The 21258-nt window shown below is 55.6% G+C and carries 18 protein-coding genes; 13 read left to right on the top strand and 5 right to left on the bottom strand.

Annotated features, from left to right (window positions below; translation table 11 throughout):
• Positions 1-28 precede the first annotated feature (28 nt).
• Positions 29-916 carry an alpha/beta fold hydrolase gene (locus HCQ99_RS05975; RefSeq protein WP_166987361.1) on the bottom strand — a complete coding sequence of 296 codons (888 nt, stop codon included), beginning with the start codon at positions 914-916 and terminating at the stop codon, positions 29-31.
• A gap of 16 nt (positions 917-932) precedes the next feature.
• A complete protein-coding gene (locus tag HCQ99_RS05980; RefSeq protein WP_166987364.1) occupies positions 933-1781 on the bottom strand; it encodes a DUF3097 family protein in 849 nt (282 codons plus the stop codon).
• Between the two features lie 25 nt (positions 1782-1806).
• Between HCQ99_RS05980 and HCQ99_RS05985 the strand changes: the two genes are divergently transcribed.
• The 11 genes from HCQ99_RS05985 (at position 1807) to HCQ99_RS06035 (ending at position 13456) form a co-directional block, all read left to right on the top strand.
• Entirely contained in the window at positions 1807-2910 is a 1104-nt protein-coding gene (locus HCQ99_RS05985; protein WP_166987367.1) for an enoyl-CoA hydratase/isomerase family protein, read from the top strand.
• A gap of 152 nt (positions 2911-3062) precedes the next feature.
• The gene (locus tag HCQ99_RS05990) at positions 3063-4667 is read left to right on the top strand and encodes a sodium-dependent transporter (protein WP_166987370.1); all 1605 of its coding nucleotides are present in this window, start codon (positions 3063-3065) and stop codon (positions 4665-4667) included.
• Between the two features lie 3 nt (positions 4668-4670).
• Positions 4671-4817: a MetS family NSS transporter small subunit gene (locus HCQ99_RS05995; protein WP_166987373.1), complete on the top strand. Its 147-nt coding sequence runs from the start codon at positions 4671-4673 to the stop codon at positions 4815-4817.
• Between the two features lie 145 nt (positions 4818-4962).
• The gene (locus HCQ99_RS06000; RefSeq protein WP_166987376.1) at positions 4963-5637 is read left to right on the top strand and encodes an asparagine synthase; all 675 of its coding nucleotides are present in this window, start codon (positions 4963-4965) and stop codon (positions 5635-5637) included.
• Positions 5638-5641: 4 nt separating this feature from the next.
• Entirely contained in the window at positions 5642-6253 is a 612-nt protein-coding gene (locus HCQ99_RS06005) for a hypothetical protein (protein WP_166987379.1), read from the top strand.
• A gap of 85 nt (positions 6254-6338) precedes the next feature.
• A complete protein-coding gene (locus HCQ99_RS06010; RefSeq protein ID WP_166987381.1) occupies positions 6339-8054 on the top strand; it encodes an adenosylhomocysteinase in 1716 nt (571 codons plus the stop codon).
• Positions 8042-9319 (top strand): amidohydrolase family protein, encoded by a 1278-nt coding sequence (locus tag HCQ99_RS06015; protein WP_166987384.1) that lies wholly within the window; start codon positions 8042-8044, stop codon positions 9317-9319. Before HCQ99_RS06010 ends, HCQ99_RS06015 begins: the two co-directional genes overlap by 13 nt.
• Positions 9320-9430: 111 nt before the next feature.
• Entirely contained in the window at positions 9431-10285 is an 855-nt protein-coding gene (locus tag HCQ99_RS06020; RefSeq protein WP_166987387.1) for an ABC transporter substrate-binding protein, read from the top strand.
• A 16-nt stretch (positions 10286-10301) separates the two neighbouring features.
• A complete protein-coding gene (locus HCQ99_RS06025; protein WP_166987390.1) occupies positions 10302-11171 on the top strand; it encodes an amino acid ABC transporter permease in 870 nt (289 codons plus the stop codon).
• Positions 11168-11923, top strand: coding sequence for an amino acid ABC transporter ATP-binding protein (locus tag HCQ99_RS06030; protein WP_166987393.1), 756 nt, complete (start codon positions 11168-11170; stop codon positions 11921-11923). The genes HCQ99_RS06025 and HCQ99_RS06030 overlap by 4 nt, the downstream gene beginning before the upstream one ends.
• A 39-nt stretch (positions 11924-11962) precedes the next feature.
• Positions 11963-13456, top strand: a complete 1494-nt coding sequence (locus tag HCQ99_RS06035) for an MDR family MFS transporter (RefSeq protein WP_166987396.1) — start codon at positions 11963-11965, stop codon at positions 13454-13456.
• Here the strand turns inward: HCQ99_RS06035 and HCQ99_RS06040 are convergent.
• Positions 13453-14406 carry a LysR family transcriptional regulator gene (locus HCQ99_RS06040; protein WP_166987399.1) on the bottom strand — a complete coding sequence of 318 codons (954 nt, stop codon included), beginning with the start codon at positions 14404-14406 and terminating at the stop codon, positions 13453-13455. The genes HCQ99_RS06035 and HCQ99_RS06040 overlap by 4 nt on opposite strands.
• Positions 14407-14508: 102 nt before the next feature.
• On the opposite strand from HCQ99_RS06040, the gene HCQ99_RS06045 reads away from it, so the two are divergent.
• On the top strand, positions 14509-16032 hold the full coding sequence (locus HCQ99_RS06045) for an aminotransferase class I/II-fold pyridoxal phosphate-dependent enzyme (protein ID WP_243854806.1): 1524 nt from the start codon (positions 14509-14511) through the stop codon (positions 16030-16032).
• Positions 16033-16251: 219 nt separating this feature from the next.
• Here the strand turns inward: HCQ99_RS06045 and HCQ99_RS06050 are convergent, their stop codons facing one another.
• Positions 16252-17088 (bottom strand): enoyl-CoA hydratase/isomerase family protein, encoded by an 837-nt coding sequence (locus HCQ99_RS06050; protein WP_166987402.1) that lies wholly within the window; start codon positions 17086-17088, stop codon positions 16252-16254.
• A 121-nt stretch (positions 17089-17209) separates the two neighbouring features.
• Positions 17210-17449, bottom strand: coding sequence for a hypothetical protein (locus tag HCQ99_RS06055; RefSeq protein WP_166987405.1), 240 nt, complete (start codon positions 17447-17449; stop codon positions 17210-17212).
• Positions 17450-17569: 120 nt separating this feature from the next.
• Here HCQ99_RS06055 and HCQ99_RS06060 point away from each other — a divergent pair, with 120 nt between their 5' ends.
• Positions 17570-21253 carry a bifunctional RecB family nuclease/DEAD/DEAH box helicase gene (locus tag HCQ99_RS06060; protein WP_166987408.1) on the top strand — a complete coding sequence of 1228 codons (3684 nt, stop codon included), beginning with the start codon at positions 17570-17572 and terminating at the stop codon, positions 21251-21253.
• Positions 21254-21258 lie beyond the last annotated feature (5 nt).

Raw genomic sequence — 21258 nt, forward strand, 5'->3', positions numbered from 1 at the left:
CAACAACTAAAGCCTTTTTCTTATTCCGTTACCGAACCGCAACCCGGAAGCGGTAGATTTCGTCTGCGAGCTGCTCAGGGTTTGAATCGTGTAAATTATGGGTGCCCGCAATCGTTGCGAGAGTGACACGCGGTGTTATTTCGCGTGCTGTTTTTGCCGCTGCGTCTGAAACCATGCCGTTGGATGCGAGTAACATGCGGGTCGGTAGCTGCTCACTGGCCTTAGTTAAAGCCTGCCAGAGGTCATCGCGCAGCTCGGCAATTGCTGCTTCGCTTTTCTGCTCGTTTGACGGCGGTAGGTGTGCAAGGTGGTGGCGCCACTCATACTTTCCATCCGGGCGTTTGCGAGAGTTGCGCGTAACCCCGCCTTCGAGGCTTGCGGCTGTTGGCCCGAGCCCGAAAGCAATTGCCCGCTCAATCATTTCTGCGCGCGAATCAAACACTGTTTTACCGGTTATAAACTCTAGAACAGAGCTGGTTGCTGGGGTGCCATACACGCCTGGAGTGATATCGATAATCAGCACACCGGCAAACCAATCCGGCTGTTGCGCGGCGATTTTTGCTGCTGTGAGCCCGCCGAGTGAGTGCCCGATAAGCAGGGGTTTAGTGTCGCCATTAAAAATATCGCCGGGAAAGTTTTGCAGCACAGCGATAACATCTGCGGCTAGTGTAGCGGGGCTGTAGTCGCCGTCCTGTCGCCAATCACTCATGCCGTGCCCGGGCAGATCCAACACCAGCGCACTGCTTTGCTCTCCGGTGATTTTGTTCAGAGACTTCAGCGTGCCTTCCCATGCGAGGCCGTAGAGCCCAGCACCGTGCAGAAACACATACTCTATAGGGCCGGTGCCAAACCTTAGAGTGCTCACCTTAGTAGCAACGCTGTCAACGTAACTTCTTCTGTAGGAGAGATTAGACATATACAGCAGCGTAGGGTTAAACGCCGACGGTCACAAAATCTATGAGCGACTCGACCGGCCCCACAAGGCTCGGCTCAAGGTCGCGATAGTCGCGCACCCGCGCGCGGATCCGCTGCCATGCGTCAGCAATATCTGCCTGATCCGCTGCCGGCCAGCCAAGCTTTTTACACACCCCTGTTTTCCAGTCAGTGCCGTGCGGGATCTCAGGCCATGCGGGTATTCCGAGCCGCTCAGGTTTTACCGCCTGCCAAATATCAATGAACGGATGCCCGACGATCCGCACGAATTCACGCTGACTTGCGGGAATAGCTGTGGATGCGATCCGACTCTCTTTAGAGCCTTGCACCAGATGGTCAAGCAGTACACCCGCCCGCCGTGCAGCGGTGGGTTGAAACTCCTGCAGCACTCGCTGCAGGTGATCCGCCCCCTCAAGATACTCAACAACAACCCCGACCTCGCGCAGATCGTCGCCCCAGACGTCCGCAATTAGTTCTGCGTCATGCCGCCCCTCAACAAAAATACGGCTTGGTTGCGCGATACGGGCGCGAGCCTTGCCGGTTTTCACCTCACCGGCAAAGGAGCCTGAGGCGGTGCGCTGCCGCTGCGGTTTACGAGTGGGCAGGGTGAGGCGCACAGGTTTCCCCTCCAGCAGAAATGCGTCATTGATGGCGAAGGTGCGAACGCTGCCGCGAAAATCCTCCAACTTCACATACTTATTATCGGCGCCAACAACAGCCCCAGCCCATTCGGTCTGTGAATGCTCCAGCACCAGGCCTTTTTGCAGAACTATTGTTTTGCGTTCTACCGGGCCGCGGCGGGGACGCATATTTTCTAGCGGATCGCTGCCGTAAATGTCTTCCCACATACAGTGCAGAATAAACTATGAATTTATGGACGAGTCAAACCTTAGGGTGGAGTCGCGAGGAAGCGCTCTCATCATCACACTCAACCGCCCGCAAAAATTAAACGCGCTAACAAAAAATATGTGTTTAGCTCTCACCGCTGCTGTGCGCGGCGCAGACCCCAGCAGACATCGTGTAATTGTGTTGCGCGGGGCGGGGGAGCGCGCCTTTTGCGCCGGCGGAGATATTCGAGAGATGAGTGAAAATCTGCACGCCGCAGAAGAGTTTTTATTCGCTGAATACAACACCGATTATGCGATCGCGACAAGCAAAATACCGATTGTGTCGCTCATGCACGGTATCACAATGGGCGGCGGTATCGGGCTCGGCAGTCACGCACAGGTCAGGGTTGTGACACCGGATATCACAATGGCGATGCCTGAGACGCGCATCGGCATCATCCCCGACGTTGGGATTAACCGTATCCTCGCAAGCTCACAGCCGGGTTTTGGAGAGATTGCGGCGGCGGTTAGCGCAAGCTTTGGCGCGCGTGCGGCACTCGACAACGACTTTGCAGACTTTGCTGTTGCAGCAGCAGACCATGACGCTTTGACGCAGGCGCTTTCTAATATTTCGGAGGATCAAACACCGCAGGATATTGTGCGCGAGTTTGCGCTGCAGAAAGAGGAGCTTACGCGCGATCCGCTCGCAGAACTTGCTGCGGATCTTGCACCCGCCCTGCAGTCAGAAACACTGTTAAACCTGCCCGGCGGGCCGCTTGAGGCGCTACAGCACCTGTTTGAGCTACTCAAATCTGCAAAATCTGAGTACGGTAAGAATCTTGCTGTGCAGGCTGCAGAGGTTTGCCCCTTCACTGCGGCAGTTGCGCTGTGGCGGGTCGTGCAAAACCGCAGTAAGCAGCTAACTCCGCTAACCGCTCTCGGCTCAGACCTGATCGTGCTCTTCCGGCTGGTGGCGCGAGCGGATTTTCGAGAGGGCGTGCGCGCTCGCATTATTGATAAAGATAACAGCCCGCAGTGGAGCGCATTGAGTGATACGCAGACTGTGGAACAGCAGGTTGCGGCAGCTCTTACTTCTGACCTGAATGCACACGAGCAGGCCGTGTTTGCAAATTGGTTGGAGGATAAGTGACAATATCGTCTATAGAGCCTGTAAAATAAGGTTTCTAAACACCCCTAGGCCGGTGCGCTTCTCAGCGTGACACAACGCCACAAGCCGCGATTAACGTCAACGAAGACATCGGACAGCTTCTCATCAGAGTTTTATTGGAAGGTGTCATAGAAATGGCGCAAAAAACATCTAAGTACCAGCGCGGTGCCTGGACGAGCCAATCAGGATTCATCCTCGCAGCGCTTGGTTCTGCAGTCGGTCTGGGAAACATCTGGCGTTTCCCCGGCGTTGCATATCAAAATGGCGGCGGCGCTTTCCTCCTGCCATACCTCATCGCGCTGCTGACAGCTGGCGTTGTAATTCTGTTGCTTGATTACGCAATCGGTCACCGCTTCCGTGGTTCAGCACCGCTGGCTTTGCGGCGTGCGGCGGGGCGCCCGGGTGAGACACTCGGTTGGTTCCAGGTGATGATTAACGTCATCATCGCGATCTACTACACCGCGGTGATTGCCTGGACCAGTATGTTCTTCATTTTCAGCTTCAAGCAGAACTGGGAGAGTGGCGCTAGCACACAGGAGTTCTTCCTCTTCGATTATCTGCAGCTCGATACCGAGAATCAGCTCACCTTTGACCTCGTGCCCGCGGTTGTTATCCCGATGGTGGTTTTCTGGGTGCTTGTGCTTGCTGTTTTGGCGCTGGGTGTGGCTAAGGGTGTGCAGAAGGCCAACAGCATTACAATCCCGCTGCTGTTTGTGAGCTTCTTGGCGCTGGTGATTGGTGCGCTCTTGCAGCCTGGTGCGGTAGACGGTCTGAACGCCTTCTTCACCCCCGACTTCTCACAGCTGGGTAAACCACAGATTTGGGTTGCCGCATACGGTCAGATCTTCTTCTCCCTGTCTGTTGCTTTCGGCATTATGATCACCTACAGCTCATACCAAAAGCGTCGCGCAAACATGGCCTCATCCGGTCTTGTTGTGGCCTTCGGTAACAGCTCATTCGAGCTGCTCGCGGGTGTTGGTGTGTTTGCTGCGCTTGGCTACCTTGCTCACACACAGGGTGTTGCCGTTGGTGATCTGGAGGGGCTAACCGGGCCAATGCTTGCGTTTGCAACCTTCCCAGCGATTGTGTCAGCGCTGCCGCTGTCGTGGCTGTTCGGAACGCTGTTCTTCGGGTCGCTGCTGTTGGCCGGGTTTACCTCACTGCTGTCTATTTTGGAGGTTGTGCTGGCCGGCTTCATTGACAAGTTCGGGCTCTCACGCGGCGCCGCAACTTGGGGCGTTGGCCTGCCGATGGCGGTTGTTTCGGTGCTGTTGATCGGCACCACAACGGGTCTCATCACGCTCGACACCCTCGACTTCTTCTCAAACCAGATGGGCATTGTTGCATCAGCAATCGTCACCGTTGTGCTGGTCATCTGGGTCAACCGTCGTGGTGGCGAACTTGCGGGCCACCTGTCAGCGATCTCAACCTTCAAGGTTGGTAAGATCTGGCAGGTCTTTGTGGGGATCCTCGCCCCGCTGGTTATCGGTTACATGCTCGTGCAGGTGATTATTTCAACAGTTAGTGACGGCTATGAGGGTTATGAGGGCTGGTACTTAGGCGTGTTCGGTTGGGGCACGCTCGCACTCATGCTGATCGCGTCCATCGTGCTGACCCTGCTGCCGTGGAACACGCCTGTGCGCGGCTTTAAGGCATGGCCACCAATTCCTGGAGCAAAGCCAGCAGATGAGATCGCTAACGCAGCTGCCTTTGATCCTTCAGCAGGAAAGGAGAGCTAAGCCATGAACAGCTCAGCACTCATAATGTTTATTGTCTCTGCGGTTCTTCTGTGGGGCGGTCTCGGTGCAGCGGTAGCTTTTTACCTGCGCAAACCGGAGGTCGACCACTATCCAGAGGGCGGCGAAGAAATTGATCGCGAATCTTTTTGATTTCGGTCTAATTTAACTCCGACTTAAGCCCGCTGTAACTTTTGTTACAGCGGGCTTAATACTGCGTAATCTGGGGTGCAGAAAACTCGGTTTTAAGCAATACTAAATAGGTAGAGTATTTGGGCGTCGCGGGCAGGAGTTAGCAGTGGGTTTCTGGGAGAAGGTTAGGCGGTTAGTCGTTCAGACTTCACGCAGTAACCAAAGCTCAGCGCGCAACCTACCAAAACGTGAACTCGCCCCGGTCGCAGAGATCGTTGAGCAGGGCGTATTGGTCGCCGATGTTGCTGTGCGCATGACTGTTAAAAACGCGATCATTATGGATGCTTTAAAGCGCAAAGAAGACTATGACGGTAAAAAAGTGCGAGAACTGGTGCGCAAGGTCGCGCTAGATTTGGCGCTGGAGCGCGAAAATGATGCGAGTCGGATCCGCGATCTGCGCCGCGATATTCAGGTCTACGGTCGCGCAACCTTTACCGAAACAGAGTACGGCAGAGCCGACGACTACATTCTTGAACACCGTGAAAAAGTGTATTTGGGCATTGCTGAACAGTTGCAGGCTTGGGCTGACGACAAAAACTATCTAGATAAGTCAGCTGTCAGCGCCTGGGAGCAGGCTTGGGCTGAGATTGGTAGTTCACTCGCTGAAATGGCGACACACCCCTACTACAGTGGCGATCACAGCGCTGAATATCAGGAACGCCGCAAGGAGCGTATCGAGGCTTTCGCAACCGATCTGCAAAATCTTGTAACCCCTCCCTCTGCAGCGCAGCCGCGGCTGTTCAGCAAACTTTTTGGAGGGCGCAAACAGGATGCAAAGTAGACGAGTGCGAATTGCATCTGCGATCCTGGCCGCTGGTTTTGTGGCCTCTTTAAGCGGCTGCGCCTATGCGACTGAAACAGTCGAAAAGGTAAAGGCTGTGCTGCCGCTAGATGAGGTCGGGCGACACTATCTGCAGGCGGTGTGCCCAATAAATGATGCCTATGCTGCAGCACAATACAGCCTCTCCCAGTTGCGGCAGGGTGCAGAGAATGGGCTTGCGGCGCCGGAGATAGAGCTACTGCGAATCCAGGCTCAGGAAGCGCTCGATAAACTAGCGGCTGCGTATACGACGGCTAATCAACAGCTTGCATCTGATGCGGCAGAGCTTTCGCCGGAAGTTGCACCTAAATTTGAGAAGGTGAACGAGGCGTTGCAGCAGTACACAGCAGCGGCCGCGGGGGCTCGAGAGCTTAGCGCAACAGAACTGCTCAAATTTGACTGGGGTGCGGTTGCCGATGCAGCAGTGATTACTGACTTGCGAAAAACTCTCGGTTTGGCCGTGGACGAGCAGGGAATGCTCGCGGAGTGTCAGGCTGTAGCGCAGGAGGAGGCGACGACCGACTCTGGCGATGGTGATAAAACGCCAGCAGATTCTGAGAGCCAATCTGAAGGCTAAAGTGGCGGGTTTTGCTTTGCGCAATAGGGCACATTTCTTAGCAGCTCAACGTGCCGTAGTAGCGGCCGCGCGCGTCGGTAATCAAATGATCGCCGGCGCCACCTTTGCTGTTGTCGGTGAGAAGGACGATCCGGCGCTAACTGTGGTGCGGGAGATTGCTAGTGGGCTTGGCGGGCTTGGCGGGCTTGACACAGGCGCGACTGATAGCGGAGCGGGCGCGGCACAGTTTGTATTCTTTACCGATGCGCACGCGGCAGCAAAATTGCTAACAGCACCCGCTGCTGCGCGCACAGCTGCTGCCACTGACTCTCGAAACGGTGCTGAAGACAATTTGAGTGCCGCTTTGACACCTATTTTTGTGCCGATCGTTAGGGGCGCAGATGAGGTGACTGCGCTTTCTGAGGCGCTAACTAAACAGCTCACAGCTGCGGGTGGCACAGTTGTGCCGGATGCACCGCGGGCCGCTCTAACGCTGATCAGCCTTAGAAACGGCAGGCAAATCGGCGTCGCCACGAGTCACAATTTTGATTTCAGACAGGCTGATGCCGCAGGTCGCCTAGCGTGGGCGAAATCGCATATGACGACCACCGCGCGGTTGGTGCAAAAACTTGGCGATATGCGGGGCGAAAAAATTCTTATCAGCCTGATTTTGGAGCCTAAAACCGCCACGCTGGCACTGTTGTTGCGGGAGCGCACCGGAGCTGATGTAGCGGTATTTGCCCCGGCTAATGAGTGCGACCCAGCAGTTGCTGCAGCTCTTCAAGACCGGGAAATAATCGTTTTTACGCCACAACAAACTGAGATCGAAGACCGCGCCGCAGATATCCGAGCTGCTGAGGCAGCAGTGTCCTGGAAGCCACACTGGTTGATTGACGATGGGGCGCACTTGGTGCGACTTTTACATCTTGCGCACCCCGAAAGTTTGCAGCAGCTGCGTGGCGTCGCAGAAGAAACCACGAGCGGTGTCACACCCCTTAGAGGGATGGCGGCTGCGGGGGCCTTGCGGGTGCCGGTTGTAGCGGTGAACGACGCCCCAACTAAAACACTTTTTGATAATCGGGTTGGCACAGGAGAAAGCTGCATCCTGACTATCGCATACGATCTGGATAGGCCGCTTATCGATAGTGAGATTCTGGTGTTTGGTTTCGGCCCGGTCGGCTTCGGGGTGGCGCGAGCTGCTCGCGCGCTGGGCGCGAAAGTGACTGTGGTTGAGCGGGATCCACTGCGTGCCCTGCAGGCACAAACAGATGGTTTTCACACTGCCCATACCGCTCAAGCGGTTGCTACCGCTGACATTGTAGTGAGCGCCACCGGCTACCGCGACACAATCGGAGTCGCAGAAATTTTAGCTGCAAAATCGGATGCTGTTTTTGCGGTTGCCGGGGGCGTGACAGACGAAATTAACAGTGCTGCAGCCCTGGCAGACGGCGCTGTGCAACAGGTGGAGTCACCCTACGCTGGCGCACTCACGCTCAGACGCGTAGACACAAACACAGACGTGCATATTTTGGCTTTTGGGCACGGCGTTAATTACACAAGTGGTGAGGGTAACCCAATAGAGGTTATGGATCTCAGTTTTGCAACTCAGGCAGCGGCGTTGCTGCAACTTAGAACTGAGTTAGCTGAAGCCCGACCAGCGGTTTACGAACTATCCGCCCAGGCTGTGCGCGATATTGCGCGAGTCGCCCTCAATCTTGATGCTGAAACCTATTCCGGCAGTTATACGGCGCCCAGCCGCGAAGCTCTCACCCCCTGGCAAAACCACCGCTACAGAGAAGAGGAGGGTGCGTGTCCAAGGTAACGGTCTACAGCGCGCGAACAGTTTTCCCAATAACGGGGCCGGCGATTAAAGACGGAGCGGTTGCAGTGCTGCAAGATCGAATCCTGCACGTTGGCGATCGCGCCTGGGTGCTGCAGCAGTTACAGGATCGCGGCCTCCGCTTCACCGAAGAACGGTGGGAGGGCGCCCTCACCCCGGGGTTGGTAAACGCGCACACCCATCTGCAGTACACCTGCATGGCAGAGGTTGCAGAGAAGCAGTACAGCGGCTTTAAACAGTGGGGTGATGCCTTTGACCTTGTGTATCACCGCGAACAACACGACTGGCAGGCAGCAGCCCAGACCGGCACTCAGCTCTCCTTACGGGCGGGCGTCACAGCTGCGGCGGATGTTGTGACCGACCGCGAAGCACTAACCGCCCTGCACGACGCCGGAATGCACGGCGTCACCTTCTGGGAGATTTACGGTAAAACCAACAGCGACTGGGGTGCCGCACAGCTTGCTGATGTGCGTGCCCAGGTGCACGCGATCCCCACACCGCCAGCTGCTGGCGTCTCTCCGCACGCACCCTACTCGCTCGGGGTAGAGCCGCTGCTGGATCTGCCAGATATTGCGCGTGAAGCGGGGCTTAGACTGCACATTCACCTCGCTGAAGACGCAGACGAGGGCGGCCTGCTCGGCGGAGTTTCAGATTGGGCGAGCACCGGCAGTGACAGCTTCACCGATCTACGGCAGCGCGGTATTGGAGTATCGTCAACAAAATTCGTGGATCAACTCGGTGTGCTCGGGCCAGACTGTCACATCGCGCACGGCGTATACGTAGACGCTGACGATCGTGCCCTGCTGCGCGCTCGCGGCACAGCGGTGGCTCTCTGCCCCCGTTCAAACAGTGTGATCGGCTTAGACGAGCCGCCGGTTGCGGCCTATCTCAGTGAGGGCAATCACATAGCTGTTGGCACAGACTCGCTCTCCTCATCACCAAGCCTCGACCCGCTGGCAGACGTTGCCCTGCTCTATGACATTGCCCGCCGCCAAGGCTATGCCGCGCCTGACCTGCACGAGCGGCTTTTTACCGCCCTCACGCTGGGGGGAGCAACAGCTCTCGGTCAGCAGGTGGGGGAGAAGCGGATCGGCCAGCTTGTTGCTGGCGCTAGCGCAGATCTCGCATTTTTTGAGACGGCTAGCGCTGATCCTAAAGAGGTGCTCGCCGAACTGGTAGAAGCCGGTGCCGGACTAAATCGCCGCACGATTATCGACGGTCGTGAAAAATTTTGCGCTCCGCTGTAATGTTACAAATTGTGACCGGTGCTGTAGAGCAGCTAACGAAAGATAATTAAACTTCTAAGGGTTGCTGTCTGCAAAGTCAGTGAAGTAATTAACGACAAACGGAGGAACACCTTGTCTCGCTTTTCAAAGTTTGCAAAGTTTGGTGCGGCCGCAGCGGCTGCTGTGCTGCTGCTTAGCGGTTGCGCTGGTAGCGCAGAAGATGGCAGCAACAGCGATAGCGCTGCGTCAGCAAGCGGCTATGTGACCGAGGGTAAAATCACCTTTGCAACCAGCAAGCCAGCCTACGCCCCATGGGTTTTGAATGACGATCCAGCCAGCGGTGAAGGGCTTGAGGCTGCAGTCGCTGTTGCGCTAGCTAAAGAGCTTGGTTTTGAGGGCGATGATGTTGTGTGGGTGCGTGAGCAGTTTGACGCATCTATTGCGCCGGGCCCAAAGACTTGGGATCTAAACTTCCAGCAGTTCTCTGTTACGGAAGAACGCAAGCAGGCTGTTGATTTTTCAAACGCTTACTACACAACCACTCAGGCGGTTGTTGCCGCAGCGGGCACTTCTGCCGCCAAGGCAAGCAGCATCGCTGATTTGAAGGACGCTGTTATCGGTGTGCAGTCTGGCACCACATCACTAGCTGCGGTTGAATCTCAGATTGCGCCGAACACTGATGTGCAGGTGTTTAACAGCAATGAGGACGCTGTCGCTGCGCTGCAGGTTGGTCAAATTGATGCACTCGTTGTTGATCTGCCGAGCGCATACTACGTGCGTGATGTGCAGCTCGAGGGTGAGGGCGTGATTGTCGGTCAGCTTGTCGGTGAGGGTGTGAGCGGTGACGATTTCGCGTTCGTGCTCCCAAAGGGTTCTAAGATTCTTGCTGACGTAAATAAGGCGCTTGAAAACCTGCGCAACGAAGGCACACTTGATGAGCTTGCTGCGAAGTGGCTCGCAAACCTTGACGCACCAATCTTGAAGTAACTGAGGCAATACCTAGATGGTAAACACCACGACCGCAGGCAGAGATATGCAACCGAGCGAGATCGAGTTAGAGCGGCGTCGCTATCGTGCCGGGGCGCAGCGTAAATCTGTGCTCATCTCGATCACCAGCACCCTGGTGCTTCTGGCTGCGGTCGTGGTGGTGTTGCTGAACAGCCCGGGTTGGGAGGTTGTGCGCCAGAGTTTCTTGAATTTAGAGGTTGCGCGCACCAGCCTGCCGCACGTCTTAGAGGGTCTGTGGCTCAACCTGCGGGTGCTTTTCTTTGCGGTTATCGGGGTGGCAATTTTCGCCTCACTGTTGGCCTATATTCGCACCCTTCGCAACCCGGTGTTTACCCCGTTGCGTCTTTTCGCGCGAGGGTATGTAGATCTGATCCGCGGTGTGCCGGTCTTGGTGCTGCTGTATCTGATCGGTTACGGTATTCCCGGGCTTGGCATTGTGCCGCGCCTGCCGGCTGCGGTGTGGGGCACCATCGCGATAATTGTGTGCTACACCGCTTATGTTGCCGAGGTGCTGCGTTCTGGCATTGAAGCCGTGCACCCCTCACAGCGCATCGCCGCCAGATCACTCGGCCTCAGTCACGGAAAAACTCTGCGACTGGTTGTGATGCCGCAGGCGGTGCGCAAGGTGACTCCGGCGCTGATGAACGATTTTGTGTCGATGCAGAAAGACGTGGGCCTAATTTCGGTGTTGGGCGCCGTTGATGCCGTGCGGATGGCGCAGATTGATGTTGCGCAGGTCTACAACTTCACCCCTTATGTTGTGGCGGGGCTGTGTTTTGTTGTGCTAGCGCTCCCGTTTCTTTACATTACTGAGCATCTGAATAAGAAAGCCCAACAGCGTGAGCAGATTGGCGGTGTTGTATGAGCGCGCAGACGGTGGTGCTCAAAGCGCAGCAGGTTACTAAACGCTTCGGCGAGAACACGGTGCTCGACCGGCTCGACCTGAGTGTGCATGAACACGAGGTGGTTGTGCTGATCGGCGCTTCCGGCTCCGGCAAATCCACACTGTTAAAGACGGTTAATCTGTTGGAGCAGGTTGATGACGGTCAGATTTTTTTGGGTGAGACAGATATTACCGATCCGCGTGTTGATCAGGATGAGATCCGGGGGCGGATCGGGGTGGTGTTTCAGCACTACAACCTCTTCCCCCATATGACCGTGCTCGATAATGTGACACTAGCCTCCCGGCATGTTTTTAATGTGCCGAAGGCGGAGGCTGAAAAACGTGGGCTCGAGCTGCTCGAACGCATTGGTCTTGGCGATAAGGCGAGCGCATACCCTGATCGGCTCTCAGGTGGGCAGCAGCAGCGTGTTGCAATTGTGCGGGCAATCGCAACCAAACCGGAGCTTTTGCTGCTTGACGAGATCACCAGCGCACTCGATCCGCAGCTTGTTGGTGAGGTGCTTGATCTTGTGCGTGATCTGAAGGCGAACGGTGCAACGATCCTGATGGCCACACATGAGATGAGTTTTGCGCGGCAGGTGGCAGATAGGGTTGTTTATCTGAAAGACGGCCGCATTATCGAGTCGGGCACCCCGGAACAAATCTTCGACAACCCAAAACAGCCTGAAACTAAGGAATTTCTCTCACGACTGCGTGATCCGTTTTCTGTTTAGGCGTAAACTAGTTCGGTTGATTACAACCAGGAGGATCTAGTGCGTCGAGAAAACGAGCAGCAGGAGTCTGCCCAGTCGCAAGCAGAGTGGCAGAGCCCAACAACACTTGGGCGCGATGACAATTTTGCTATTTGGGTGTTGATTGTCACCGGCTTTGTGCTGATCCTCAACGAAACCCTGATGAATGTTGCGCTGCCTGTTTTGATGGCGGAGATGCACGTTGAGGCGTCGACTGGGCAGTGGTTGACCGCTGGTTTCCTTTTGACGATGAGTGTTGTGATTCCTATCACCGGCACGCTAATTCAGCGCATGCAAACCCGCACACTCTACTTCACAGCGGTGGGTTTCTTTACGTTAGGCACCCTGTTAGCTGCGATCGCTCCGGGTTTTGCAGTGCTCCTTGCTGGCCGTGTGATTCAGGCGGTGGGCACCGCCATCATTATGCCGCTTATGATGACGACCGTTATGACCCTGGTGCCAACGGATATGCGCGGCAAGGTGATGGGCCGCATTTCGATGGTTATTTCGCTTGCGCCAGCGTTAGGCCCCACAATTTCAGGGTTGGTTATCCAGTTCTTTAACTGGCGGGTGCTGTTTATTATGGTGCTGCCGATCGTGATCGGCGCGGGCATATTCGCACATCTGAAGCTGCGCAACGTTGGATACAAGATGTATCGAAAGATAGATCTTTTGTCGGTGCTTCTTACTGTTCCTGGATTCGGCCTAACGGTTTACGGGCTCAGCACCATTGGTGAGGGGGCAGCGCACGGTGGTGGGCTGAACACCCAGGCGTTTGTGATTATTGCAGTCGGCCTTGTGTGCCTTGCGCTGTTTGTGTGGCGGCAGAGCACACTCGCGGAGAGCAACCGCGCCCTGCTCGATCTGCGTGTGTTTAAATTTCGGCCGTTCTGGATTGGTTCAATTCTGATGGCGCTGTCGATGGCCGCTATGTTTGGCACCTTTATGCTGTTGCCCCTCTATGCCGCAAACGTGTTAGATTGGGACACCCTGCACGTTGGTCTCGTGCTTTTGCCGGGCAGCCTGCTAATGGCGGGGCTCGGCCAGCCGGTGGGGCGTCTCGTAGACCTTTTTGGGGCGCGGTTGGTGATGATTCCGGGTGTTGTTTTAAACTCTGTTGCGCTGTGGCTTGCCACCCTCTTTAATGAGTCGACACAGACATGGTTTGTTTTGCTCGCGCAGGTTACTCTAAGCCTCGGTTTGGCGTTTACCTTCACGCCGCTGTTCTCGACGCTGATGGGTTCTTTGCCGCCGCACCTGACCGCTCACGGCAGCGCGGTTGTCTCAACGCTGCAGCAGGTTGCTGGTGCAGCGGGCACAGCAATTTTCGTAATGATTTTTTCTGCTACTTCAGCAGCTTTAGCTGCCAGCGGCGCGGCGGAAATCACAGCCTATACCGCAGGTGTGCACCAGGCATATTTGGTTGCAGCGATTTTGATTACGGCTGCAGCGCCGATCGTTGCCCTTATCCCCGGTAAAAGTAGCGGAGACAGCACCGCGCAGATGCCGCACTAAACCGGCTCTGTGAGTTCGTTAGCGGCCGCAGATACCGCGCGCGACAGTGTCTCTAACTGTTCACTGTTTAGCGCGGTGCGTTCGGTCGGCAGCAGGAGGCTTATTTCGCGTTTAAAGCGTGCGTCTACCAACCCTACAAGGTGCACGCCGTTGGGCACATTGCGGCAGGCTAGCCGGGGCACTGTTGTAACAGCGAGCCCGGCAGCCACCATTCCGAGCGCCACGCTGTAGTCGTCGGTGCGGATGCGCACATTTAGCGCGGCTTGCTGGCCCGCAAAAATCTGCAGCAGCATTTCGTCCAAGGGGTCGGGCGCGGAGGATCCTAAAATCCAGGCGTCTTCGGCTGTTTCGAGCAGCTCAGCGGTGGAGATTTGTGATCTGCGTGCAAAACGATGAATCGTGGGAACCGCAAGCAGCACATCCTCAGCGATAACCAGTTTTTGGGTCACACCGTCTGCGCGCCAGTTATTTTTGCCGGGGGTGGAAAAAATAAGCGCGGCGTCCAGTTCGCGGGCCCGAAACCGGTGCTCCAGGGTAGAAACTTCGGCAAGGATCGCCTGCACGCTAAAATCGGCACCCCGCAGGCGGCGGGTAATGCGCGGCAGCAGGTGCGAGGCCGCGGTGGGAAACAGCCCTAAGCGCAGTTCGGGCAGACGGCCGGCTGCGGAGTTTAAGACGGTTTCCAGCGCCTGAGAGGCGGTGTTGAGCGCCGCTTTTGCCTGCGGAATTAACTGTTTGGCGATGGGGGTGGGGGTGGTACCGCGCTTACTGCGATTCAGCAGCGTTGCCCCGAGGGTGGATTCTAGATTGCGCAGATGGTAGTTGACGGTTGCGTCGCTCCAGCCGAGGTGGGAGCTTGCCGCAGAGATTGAGCCCTGCTCAGCGACCGCAACCAGTGCGGCAAACTGGCGGAGGTCTGGCGGAGAAGAGAAGGAAGAAGAGTGTTGCACGCCGATCCTCAAATAGTGTGTTCAATACTGTGTATAGAACATCTTAGAGAATATTAGCTAGTGTAGTGAAGTTTTGATTTTTTTGCGTGTTTTACTTGGAGCATGACTAAAAATGAGAACGCAGTCTGGTCAAGTCCAACACCGCTGTTTGACCTAACCGGGCAAGACGAAATGCCTTATGCCGACGCCGTAAAAAAGCACGCAGAGCAGAATAAAATCAACCTCATGGTGCCCGGGCACTCCGGTAGCAACGAGGCGGGCGCGCACGCTATCGCCGACTATTTCGGCGACCGCATTGCGGCGCTTGATATTCCGTTGATGATTGAGGGCATCGATCTCGGCTCAGAATCTCCGATGATGCAGGCACGCAGGCTTGCTGCTGCGGCTTGGGGAGCGCATAAAACCTGGTTCTTGAGCAACGGTGCTTCACAGGCAAACCGCACGGCTGCTATCGCAGTAGCCGGGCTTGGAAAGAACGTTATTATGCAGCGTTCAAGCCACTCTAGCTTTATTGACGGAGTGCTTGCTGCTGGATTGAAGCCGAGTTTCATTTCGCCAAGTGTTGACTACAAGAACGGTGCCTCGCACGGCGTTACCCCGCAGGCGCTTGAAGAGCAGCTCGCTGCAGCTGATGAACCCGTTGCTGCGGTTTATGTTGTATCACCTAGCTATTTTGGGGCAACGGCCGATGTTGCAGGTATTGCTGAGGTTGCACACCGATACGGTGCTGCGCTGATCGTTGATGGGGCCTGGGGGCCGCACTTCGGATTCCATGAGAAGCTGCCAGAGTCTCCTGTGCGTCTGGGCGCTGACATTGTTATTTCGAGCACCCACAAGCTGGCCGGGTCGCTCACCCAGAGCGCGATGCTGCACCTTGGCAAGAGCGAGTTTACAGAGCGTTTACTGCCGTACATGGAGCGCGCCTTCTCGATGACCTCGTCAACCTCACAGAGCGCGATTCTTTCTGTGTCGCTCGATATAGCACGACACACCCTGGTCAATGGGCGCGCCAATATTGGTAAAAGCATTGAAATTGCAAACGATTTGCGTGACCGCATTCGCTTGCACCCGCATCTAGCTGTTTTGGATGATACATTCAGAGAGTTTGACGACATTGTCGCAACCGATCCGCTGCGTGTCGCAATTGATGTGTCTGCGCTGGCACACGACGGGCACTGGGTGCGCGGCTATCTGCAGACAGAGCACAATATTTTCTTTGAAATGTCTACCTCAACCGTGATAGTCGCTGTTATCGGTGCGGGAGCACGCCCGTCAGTGGAGCGCATTATGGTTGCGCTAGATGATGTGGTGCACGCGGCCGGCTTGCGAGACGGTGCGCACATCAGCGAACAGTTCCCTGAACTACCGGCGCCAAGCGAGCTAGTTATGCTGCCACGCGATGCCTATTTTGCTGAAATTGAGCTTGTTTCTGCCGCTGAAGCGGTGGGACGAATCTCTGCTGACTCGCTAGCTGCATACCCGCCAGGAATTCCTAACGTGTTGCCTGGCGAAATTATTAGCAAAGACCTAGTAGAATTTCTATCAGCGGTTGCAACGTCACCAACCGGTTACGTACGAGGCGCGCACGACAGTGTGGTTTCTAAGTATCGGGTGGTAAAACGTTAAGCAACCGAATAAAGACCTTGGGCTGCTTGGGGGAGCGCCCTGGGAGTCGTTGAAGCCGTGAAGGCGTTGTTGGGGACTTTGCGTCTTCTGCTTAGGATCAACGACAATTTAAGGGGGCTGTGTGAATTCCGCAGCCCCCTTTGTTTTTCCAAATCGGTTTAGTGTTAGACGGTTCGCAGCGTTACTTTACTGCTGCTTCAGCCTTGTGCCCGCAATTTTCTAAGCAGGGTATTGTGGCTTGCGCTTCGCAACAAACGCGCTGGTGCCTTCGACCATATCGGGTGTGCCAAAACACGCAGCAAAGTTGCTCAACTCAGTCGTTAGACCCTCACTTATCGATTGCGATTCTGTTGCTGCCATAGTTGCTTTTGCCCGGGCGATGGCCGTAGGTGACTGCTTCGTGGCTAGTTTTAGAGTTTCGTGCACACCGTTAAAGAGGGCGTCACGATCCGCAAACAGCTTGGTTACAAGCCCCGCCTCTTGCGCTTCTGCGGCGGTGATCCGCATTCCGGTGAAGATCATCTCGCGCGCTTTTGCGGATCCAACAAAGCGGTGCAAGCGCACAGTGCCACCAAACCCTGGAATCAGCCCAAGCCCGACCTCCGGCTGGCCGAATACCGCGCTTTCGGTTGCATAGATAAAATCGCAGCACATCGCGATCTCACAGCCACCGCCGAGAGCCCAACCGTCAACAGCTGCCACCGTGGGGAACGGTAAAGCACCAAACAGTTTCGTAACTTCCTGGGCTTTGCCGGCGTATGCGAGAGCCTGCATTTCGTTCATATCGCGCATCTCTGCAATGTCTGCGCCGGCGACGAAAGACTTATCTCCCGCGCCCGCGAGGATCAGGCCGCGCACCGACCAGTCTTGTTCGCCGTTTAGACCCGCTCGAGATGAAAGCTCAGTGAGCAACTCATGCAGATCACTCACCACCAGCGCAGACAGTGCATTGAGAGCCTGCGGGCGATTTATTTCGATGGTTGCGATTCCCAACTCATCTACTGCCGTTTTTAGGGTTTCAAATTTTGCATTCTTTAAAAAATCTGCTGCCGACACTGCCGCTCCTTCGCGCTCAAATTATGTTTTATTCCTACCCTAGTAGCTGCGCGCCCCTTGCAACTGACTGTAGACATGACAAGGGGCGCCGCGGCAGATGCGCAGCGCCCCTTAGAAACAGTTAGTTGCTCTTTTTAAAGAGGTTGCTGACAGCGGTCGAAAGACCCAACACAATTGCCAGCAGCACAACCGCAACAATGATTATCGCGACATAGTTGTGACCCTCACCTGCGCGGTTAAACGGTGCCAAAGTGTCAAGGTCGCCGCCCCCAGACGCGTGTGCGGGAACAGCGATAAAGAACGATATAACTGCCGTGAAAATGGCGGTAACAGCGGTTTTAACAGAGGTTTTAATTGACATTGAGTCTCCTTTTAAGCGCCATGAAAAATCAGAGCAGGTAACTGGAATAAGTCCAGTTTACCGGTGCTTAGGTGGTTAGCGCAGTTATAAAACGATAGACCCGTATTCTATTCTGAGGCTATGCAGATTAACGGCACCCAGATTGTTATCACCCCGTCTGACCTGTCTCAATTTCTCAGTTGTGAATTTGCGACGCTCAGACGGTTTGACGCCCTGCTCGGCAGACTAACGGCGCCTGCAGCTGCCGCTAACCCGATTGCCCAGCTTGCTGCCAAGCTGGGTGAGAAGCATGAAGAGGCGGTCTTAAAGAATTATCAAGCGCACTACGGTGACGCTGTGGTTGATATGCGCGCGAGCATAGACGGCGCAAACGCAGGTGAGGCAGATTGGGAGGGCGCAGCAGCACAAACGCGGCAGGTGCTTGCGGGCGACGCTCAAGTTGTTTATCAGGCTGTGTTTTATGCCGCAGAGCCACCGCGTGCAGACGGTCTGCAGTTTGTTTTTCGCGGTCTTGCAGACTTCCTGATCAAAACCCCAGCAGGGTGGGAAGTGCAAGATACCAAACTCACGACAAAATCGAAGGTTGCGGCTGTCTTTCAGATGCTCGCATATGCTGAGCAGCTCGAAAAGAGCGGTGTTGCAACGGCACCGACAGTGCGCATCATGCACGGCAATCGAGACGAGTCTGTTTATCTTAGGGAAGATTTAGCTTTAACCTACGGCGCGACAGTGTCACGGTTTCATGATTTGTTAGCCCAGCGTTACTTTGCAGGCGGAGGAGACAGCGACTTACATTCTGCGCCACCGCTTGAGTTCGCCGACAACAGCTCCGATATCTCCTACTGTCTGACCTGTGAATACTGCCTGCACGAACTGCAGCAATGCAATGATGTTGGTCTGCTCGCACCGGTGTCTGTGAAGCTTCGTGAACGCCTGGCAGCAGTCGGTATTCACAGTATTGCTGAGCTCGCGGCGGCAGATTTTAGCTCTCGCCGCCCTGCAGCAGATAAAGCCTGGCAAGAGCTATTTGTTTTGAAAGGGCCGAAGCAGCTGCAAGTGATTCAGCGGTATGCGGTAGCGGCAGTTACCGGGCAGAATGAGGTGCAAAATCCCCTCTTGCAGACGCGTCTTGGTCGCATTGGTGCTGCAAGCCCTGTGCTTACCCTTGCTGCAGATAGCTTCTATTTTGACGATCCGAAAGAGCTCTACACTGCAACAACAGAATTTATCGGCTGGGCGCTGCTTGCAACAGAAGCCGGTGATCAGGAGTTCTTTGCAAGCACCCGCAAAAGTGAGCGAGTTTTGTGGTCGCAACTCTATTCAGCGATACAGCGCGCAACTGAAGGCCGCCAGATTTTGCTTGTCGAATCGCAAGCGGTAATAGACACGCTAGTGCGGCTTGCTGCGCGCCATTCAAGTCAGGAGCGGGGCCTTTTGTGGCTGCTGGAGCAGGGCAAAATTATTGCTGCAACAACCCTGTTGCAGCACGCAGTTATCGCACCGGTTAGGGAGTTTACCCTGCTGGAATATGCGCGTGCCTTCCGTGTTCTAGAGGCTCTTGATGCTGAGACTAACGCAAGCACAGTGCAGCAGCTAGAGTCACTGCCTATTATGCGCGCAGCCTGGGTGGCAAAGACCGGGTTGGCGGTTACTAATGTGCGCGAACACGTGCGGCAGGGGCTGTGGTTGCAGGCCACACTTGTGCGGCATACTTTGGCAGCTGCTGGCCGGTTGCGGCACTCTCTAGATAGTGCCGCGACCGAGAATCAGACTTCGAGCGTTACGCAAACGCAGCCGGGCGCGGGTTTTGATGCCGCAGCACTCACCGTTTTCATGCAAACAGAGAGCGAAGCTCCCGAACTTGATGAAGCAAAACTCGCGCGCCGAGAAAAACGAAATTTACTGCGTGGGCAGCTGCTAGAGGCGGCAGCAGCTGCGGGGCTAGAGCCTGAAATTGGCACAACCCTTACAATGATCGGAAACAGCTACGATTTTTACGATCGTGAAGACGCAGCTAGCTCTATAGAAAACCTGCAGCTCTATAACTCAACCACCGCTGACTGGAGTGGTGCGTTTATTCCGCTGGTATCGCGCACGGATGCAGATTTAGTTTGCGAGCCGGGGAGAAGCGGCTGGGTGCAGGTTTCGTATCCGATGCGGACGGATCAAACATGGACAGCCGGTGAGCTGTTGAATGCGAGAGTTAGGGCTGTTTTTCCCGCGGGCAGTGGCGTTGGAAAACTGTTCGGTAGTTTTGGCGCGGAACAGCGCGCAGCTACTGTAACCATTAAGTCAGACGGCAGCTGTTGGGTGCGTGTGAATGAGCGTGCAAACTCAGAGCAACTCCCTGCGCTCTCACACTGCTGGCCGGTGGCTATTGATACCACTACGAGCTTCTCGCGTAAATCTCACCGTGAGGCGATAGAAGACTGGTGGAATGCGCACGGTGAGCAGATCGCGGCGGGTGCTGTGCCCGATGATGCGGGTTACGCTTTGGTTAGTCGTGCACTGCCGAGCTTTAAAGAACCGGGCTTTCAACTGCCTGAAATCAAGCGCAATCCGGATAGCGCAGAAAACCCTTACATCGAGCCGCTGGTGCGATCCGTGGCGCAGCTCGATAACTCAGTTTTGGCTGTGCAGGGGCCGCCGGGCACAGGAAAATCGACCGTTACCGCGGCTGTGATAGCGCGCCTGGTTAATGAGCACGGCTTCAAAATTGCTGTGACCGCACAGTCGCACCGCGTTATCGAATCACTGCTCAACAAAATTGTCGATTCCGGTGTTCCGGCCGCACGCGTGCTTAAACCTCTCAGCAGCGAAAAGAGTCTGCCGGAAGAGCAGCGCCTGTTTACCGGGTTAAACCGCATGGCTGATTTCCTTCTTTATGCGCCGCGAGAAGGTGGGTTTGTTTTTGGTGGCACAAGTTGGAATATGGGCTCCAGCGTTTTAGAAAAGAAGAGCTTTGACCTGTTGGTTGTTGATGAGGCTGGGCAGTTCAGTATCGTAGACACGCTAGCGTCTTTGTACGCGGCCAAAAACTTGCTTGCGGTTGGCGACCCCCAACAGCTGCCGCAGGTTAGTGGCGGTGTGCATCCGGCGCCGGTCGATGCTTCCGTGCTGGGCTGGTTGGTCGGTGACGCACCTGTGATCCCGCAGTCGCGCGGATACCTGTTAGAGCACTCCTGGCGCATGAACCCGGCTCTGTGCAGCATCGTCTCAGATCTTTACTACGGCGGCAAACTGCAGTCAGCGCCGGCTGCTAAACGCCCTGAGGTTGTTGGCAGCTTTGCGCAGGGTCTATATTTTCACCCTGTTGAGTCACAGCTTTGCACAACACACAACCCGCATGAAGCAGAACGGGTGGTGGGGCTTGTGCGTGAAATGTTGCGGGCAAAAGTGGTGCGTGCTGCTGCCTCTGCTGCAAACATCGCAACCGCCGAGCCCCTAACGCAGGAAGATATTATTGTTGTCGCCCCCTACAATCGGCAAGTGGCGCTTATCTCCGGTGCTTTACAGCGTGCAGGGTTTAACGGCGTGGCCGTTGGCACAGTCGATAAGTTTCAAGGTCAGGAAGCGCTAATGGCTATTGTCAGTCTGGCTGCATCTTCCCCCAAGGATGTTGATCGGGGGATCGAGTTCCTACTGTCAAAGAATCGCCTAAACGTGGCGATCAGTCGCGCAAAGTGGTCTGCGCACATAGTTGCTTCCCCACAGCTGGAATACGCAGTGCCGACAGATGCCGAGCAGCTAATGCTGCAATCCTCATACCAGCGGTTGCTCAGCCGCGCCAGCCGGGTTAGCTGAGCTCG

It is taken from the genome of Canibacter zhoujuaniae, assembly GCF_011752015.1.
Classification (GTDB): Bacteria; Actinomycetota; Actinomycetes; order Actinomycetales; family Microbacteriaceae; genus Canibacter; species Canibacter zhoujuaniae.

Excerpts from the sequence above, each read along its gene's own strand:
- HCQ99_RS05980 (WP_166987364.1), bottom strand. The coding sequence starts at position 1,781 with ATGTGGGAAGACATTTACGGCAGCGATCCGCTAGAAAATATGCGTCCC.
- HCQ99_RS06025 (WP_166987390.1), top strand. The coding sequence starts at position 10,302 with ATGGTAAACACCACGACCGCAGGCAGAGATATGCAACCGAGCGAGATC.
- HCQ99_RS05975 (WP_166987361.1), bottom strand. The coding sequence starts at position 916 with ATGTCTAATCTCTCCTACAGAAGAAGTTACGTTGACAGCGTTGCTACT.
- HCQ99_RS06030 (WP_166987393.1), top strand. The coding sequence starts at position 11,168 with ATGAGCGCGCAGACGGTGGTGCTCAAAGCGCAGCAGGTTACTAAACGC.
- HCQ99_RS05985 (WP_166987367.1), top strand. The coding sequence starts at position 1,807 with ATGGACGAGTCAAACCTTAGGGTGGAGTCGCGAGGAAGCGCTCTCATC.
- HCQ99_RS05990 (WP_166987370.1), top strand. The coding sequence starts at position 3,063 with ATGGCGCAAAAAACATCTAAGTACCAGCGCGGTGCCTGGACGAGCCAA.
- HCQ99_RS05995 (WP_166987373.1), top strand. The coding sequence starts at position 4,671 with ATGAACAGCTCAGCACTCATAATGTTTATTGTCTCTGCGGTTCTTCTG.
- HCQ99_RS06045 (WP_243854806.1), top strand. The coding sequence starts at position 14,509 with ATGACTAAAAATGAGAACGCAGTCTGGTCAAGTCCAACACCGCTGTTT.
- HCQ99_RS06055 (WP_166987405.1), bottom strand. The coding sequence starts at position 17,449 with ATGTCAATTAAAACCTCTGTTAAAACCGCTGTTACCGCCATTTTCACG.
- HCQ99_RS06010 (WP_166987381.1), top strand. The coding sequence starts at position 6,339 with ATGATCGCCGGCGCCACCTTTGCTGTTGTCGGTGAGAAGGACGATCCG.
- HCQ99_RS06060 (WP_166987408.1), top strand. The coding sequence starts at position 17,570 with ATGCAGATTAACGGCACCCAGATTGTTATCACCCCGTCTGACCTGTCT.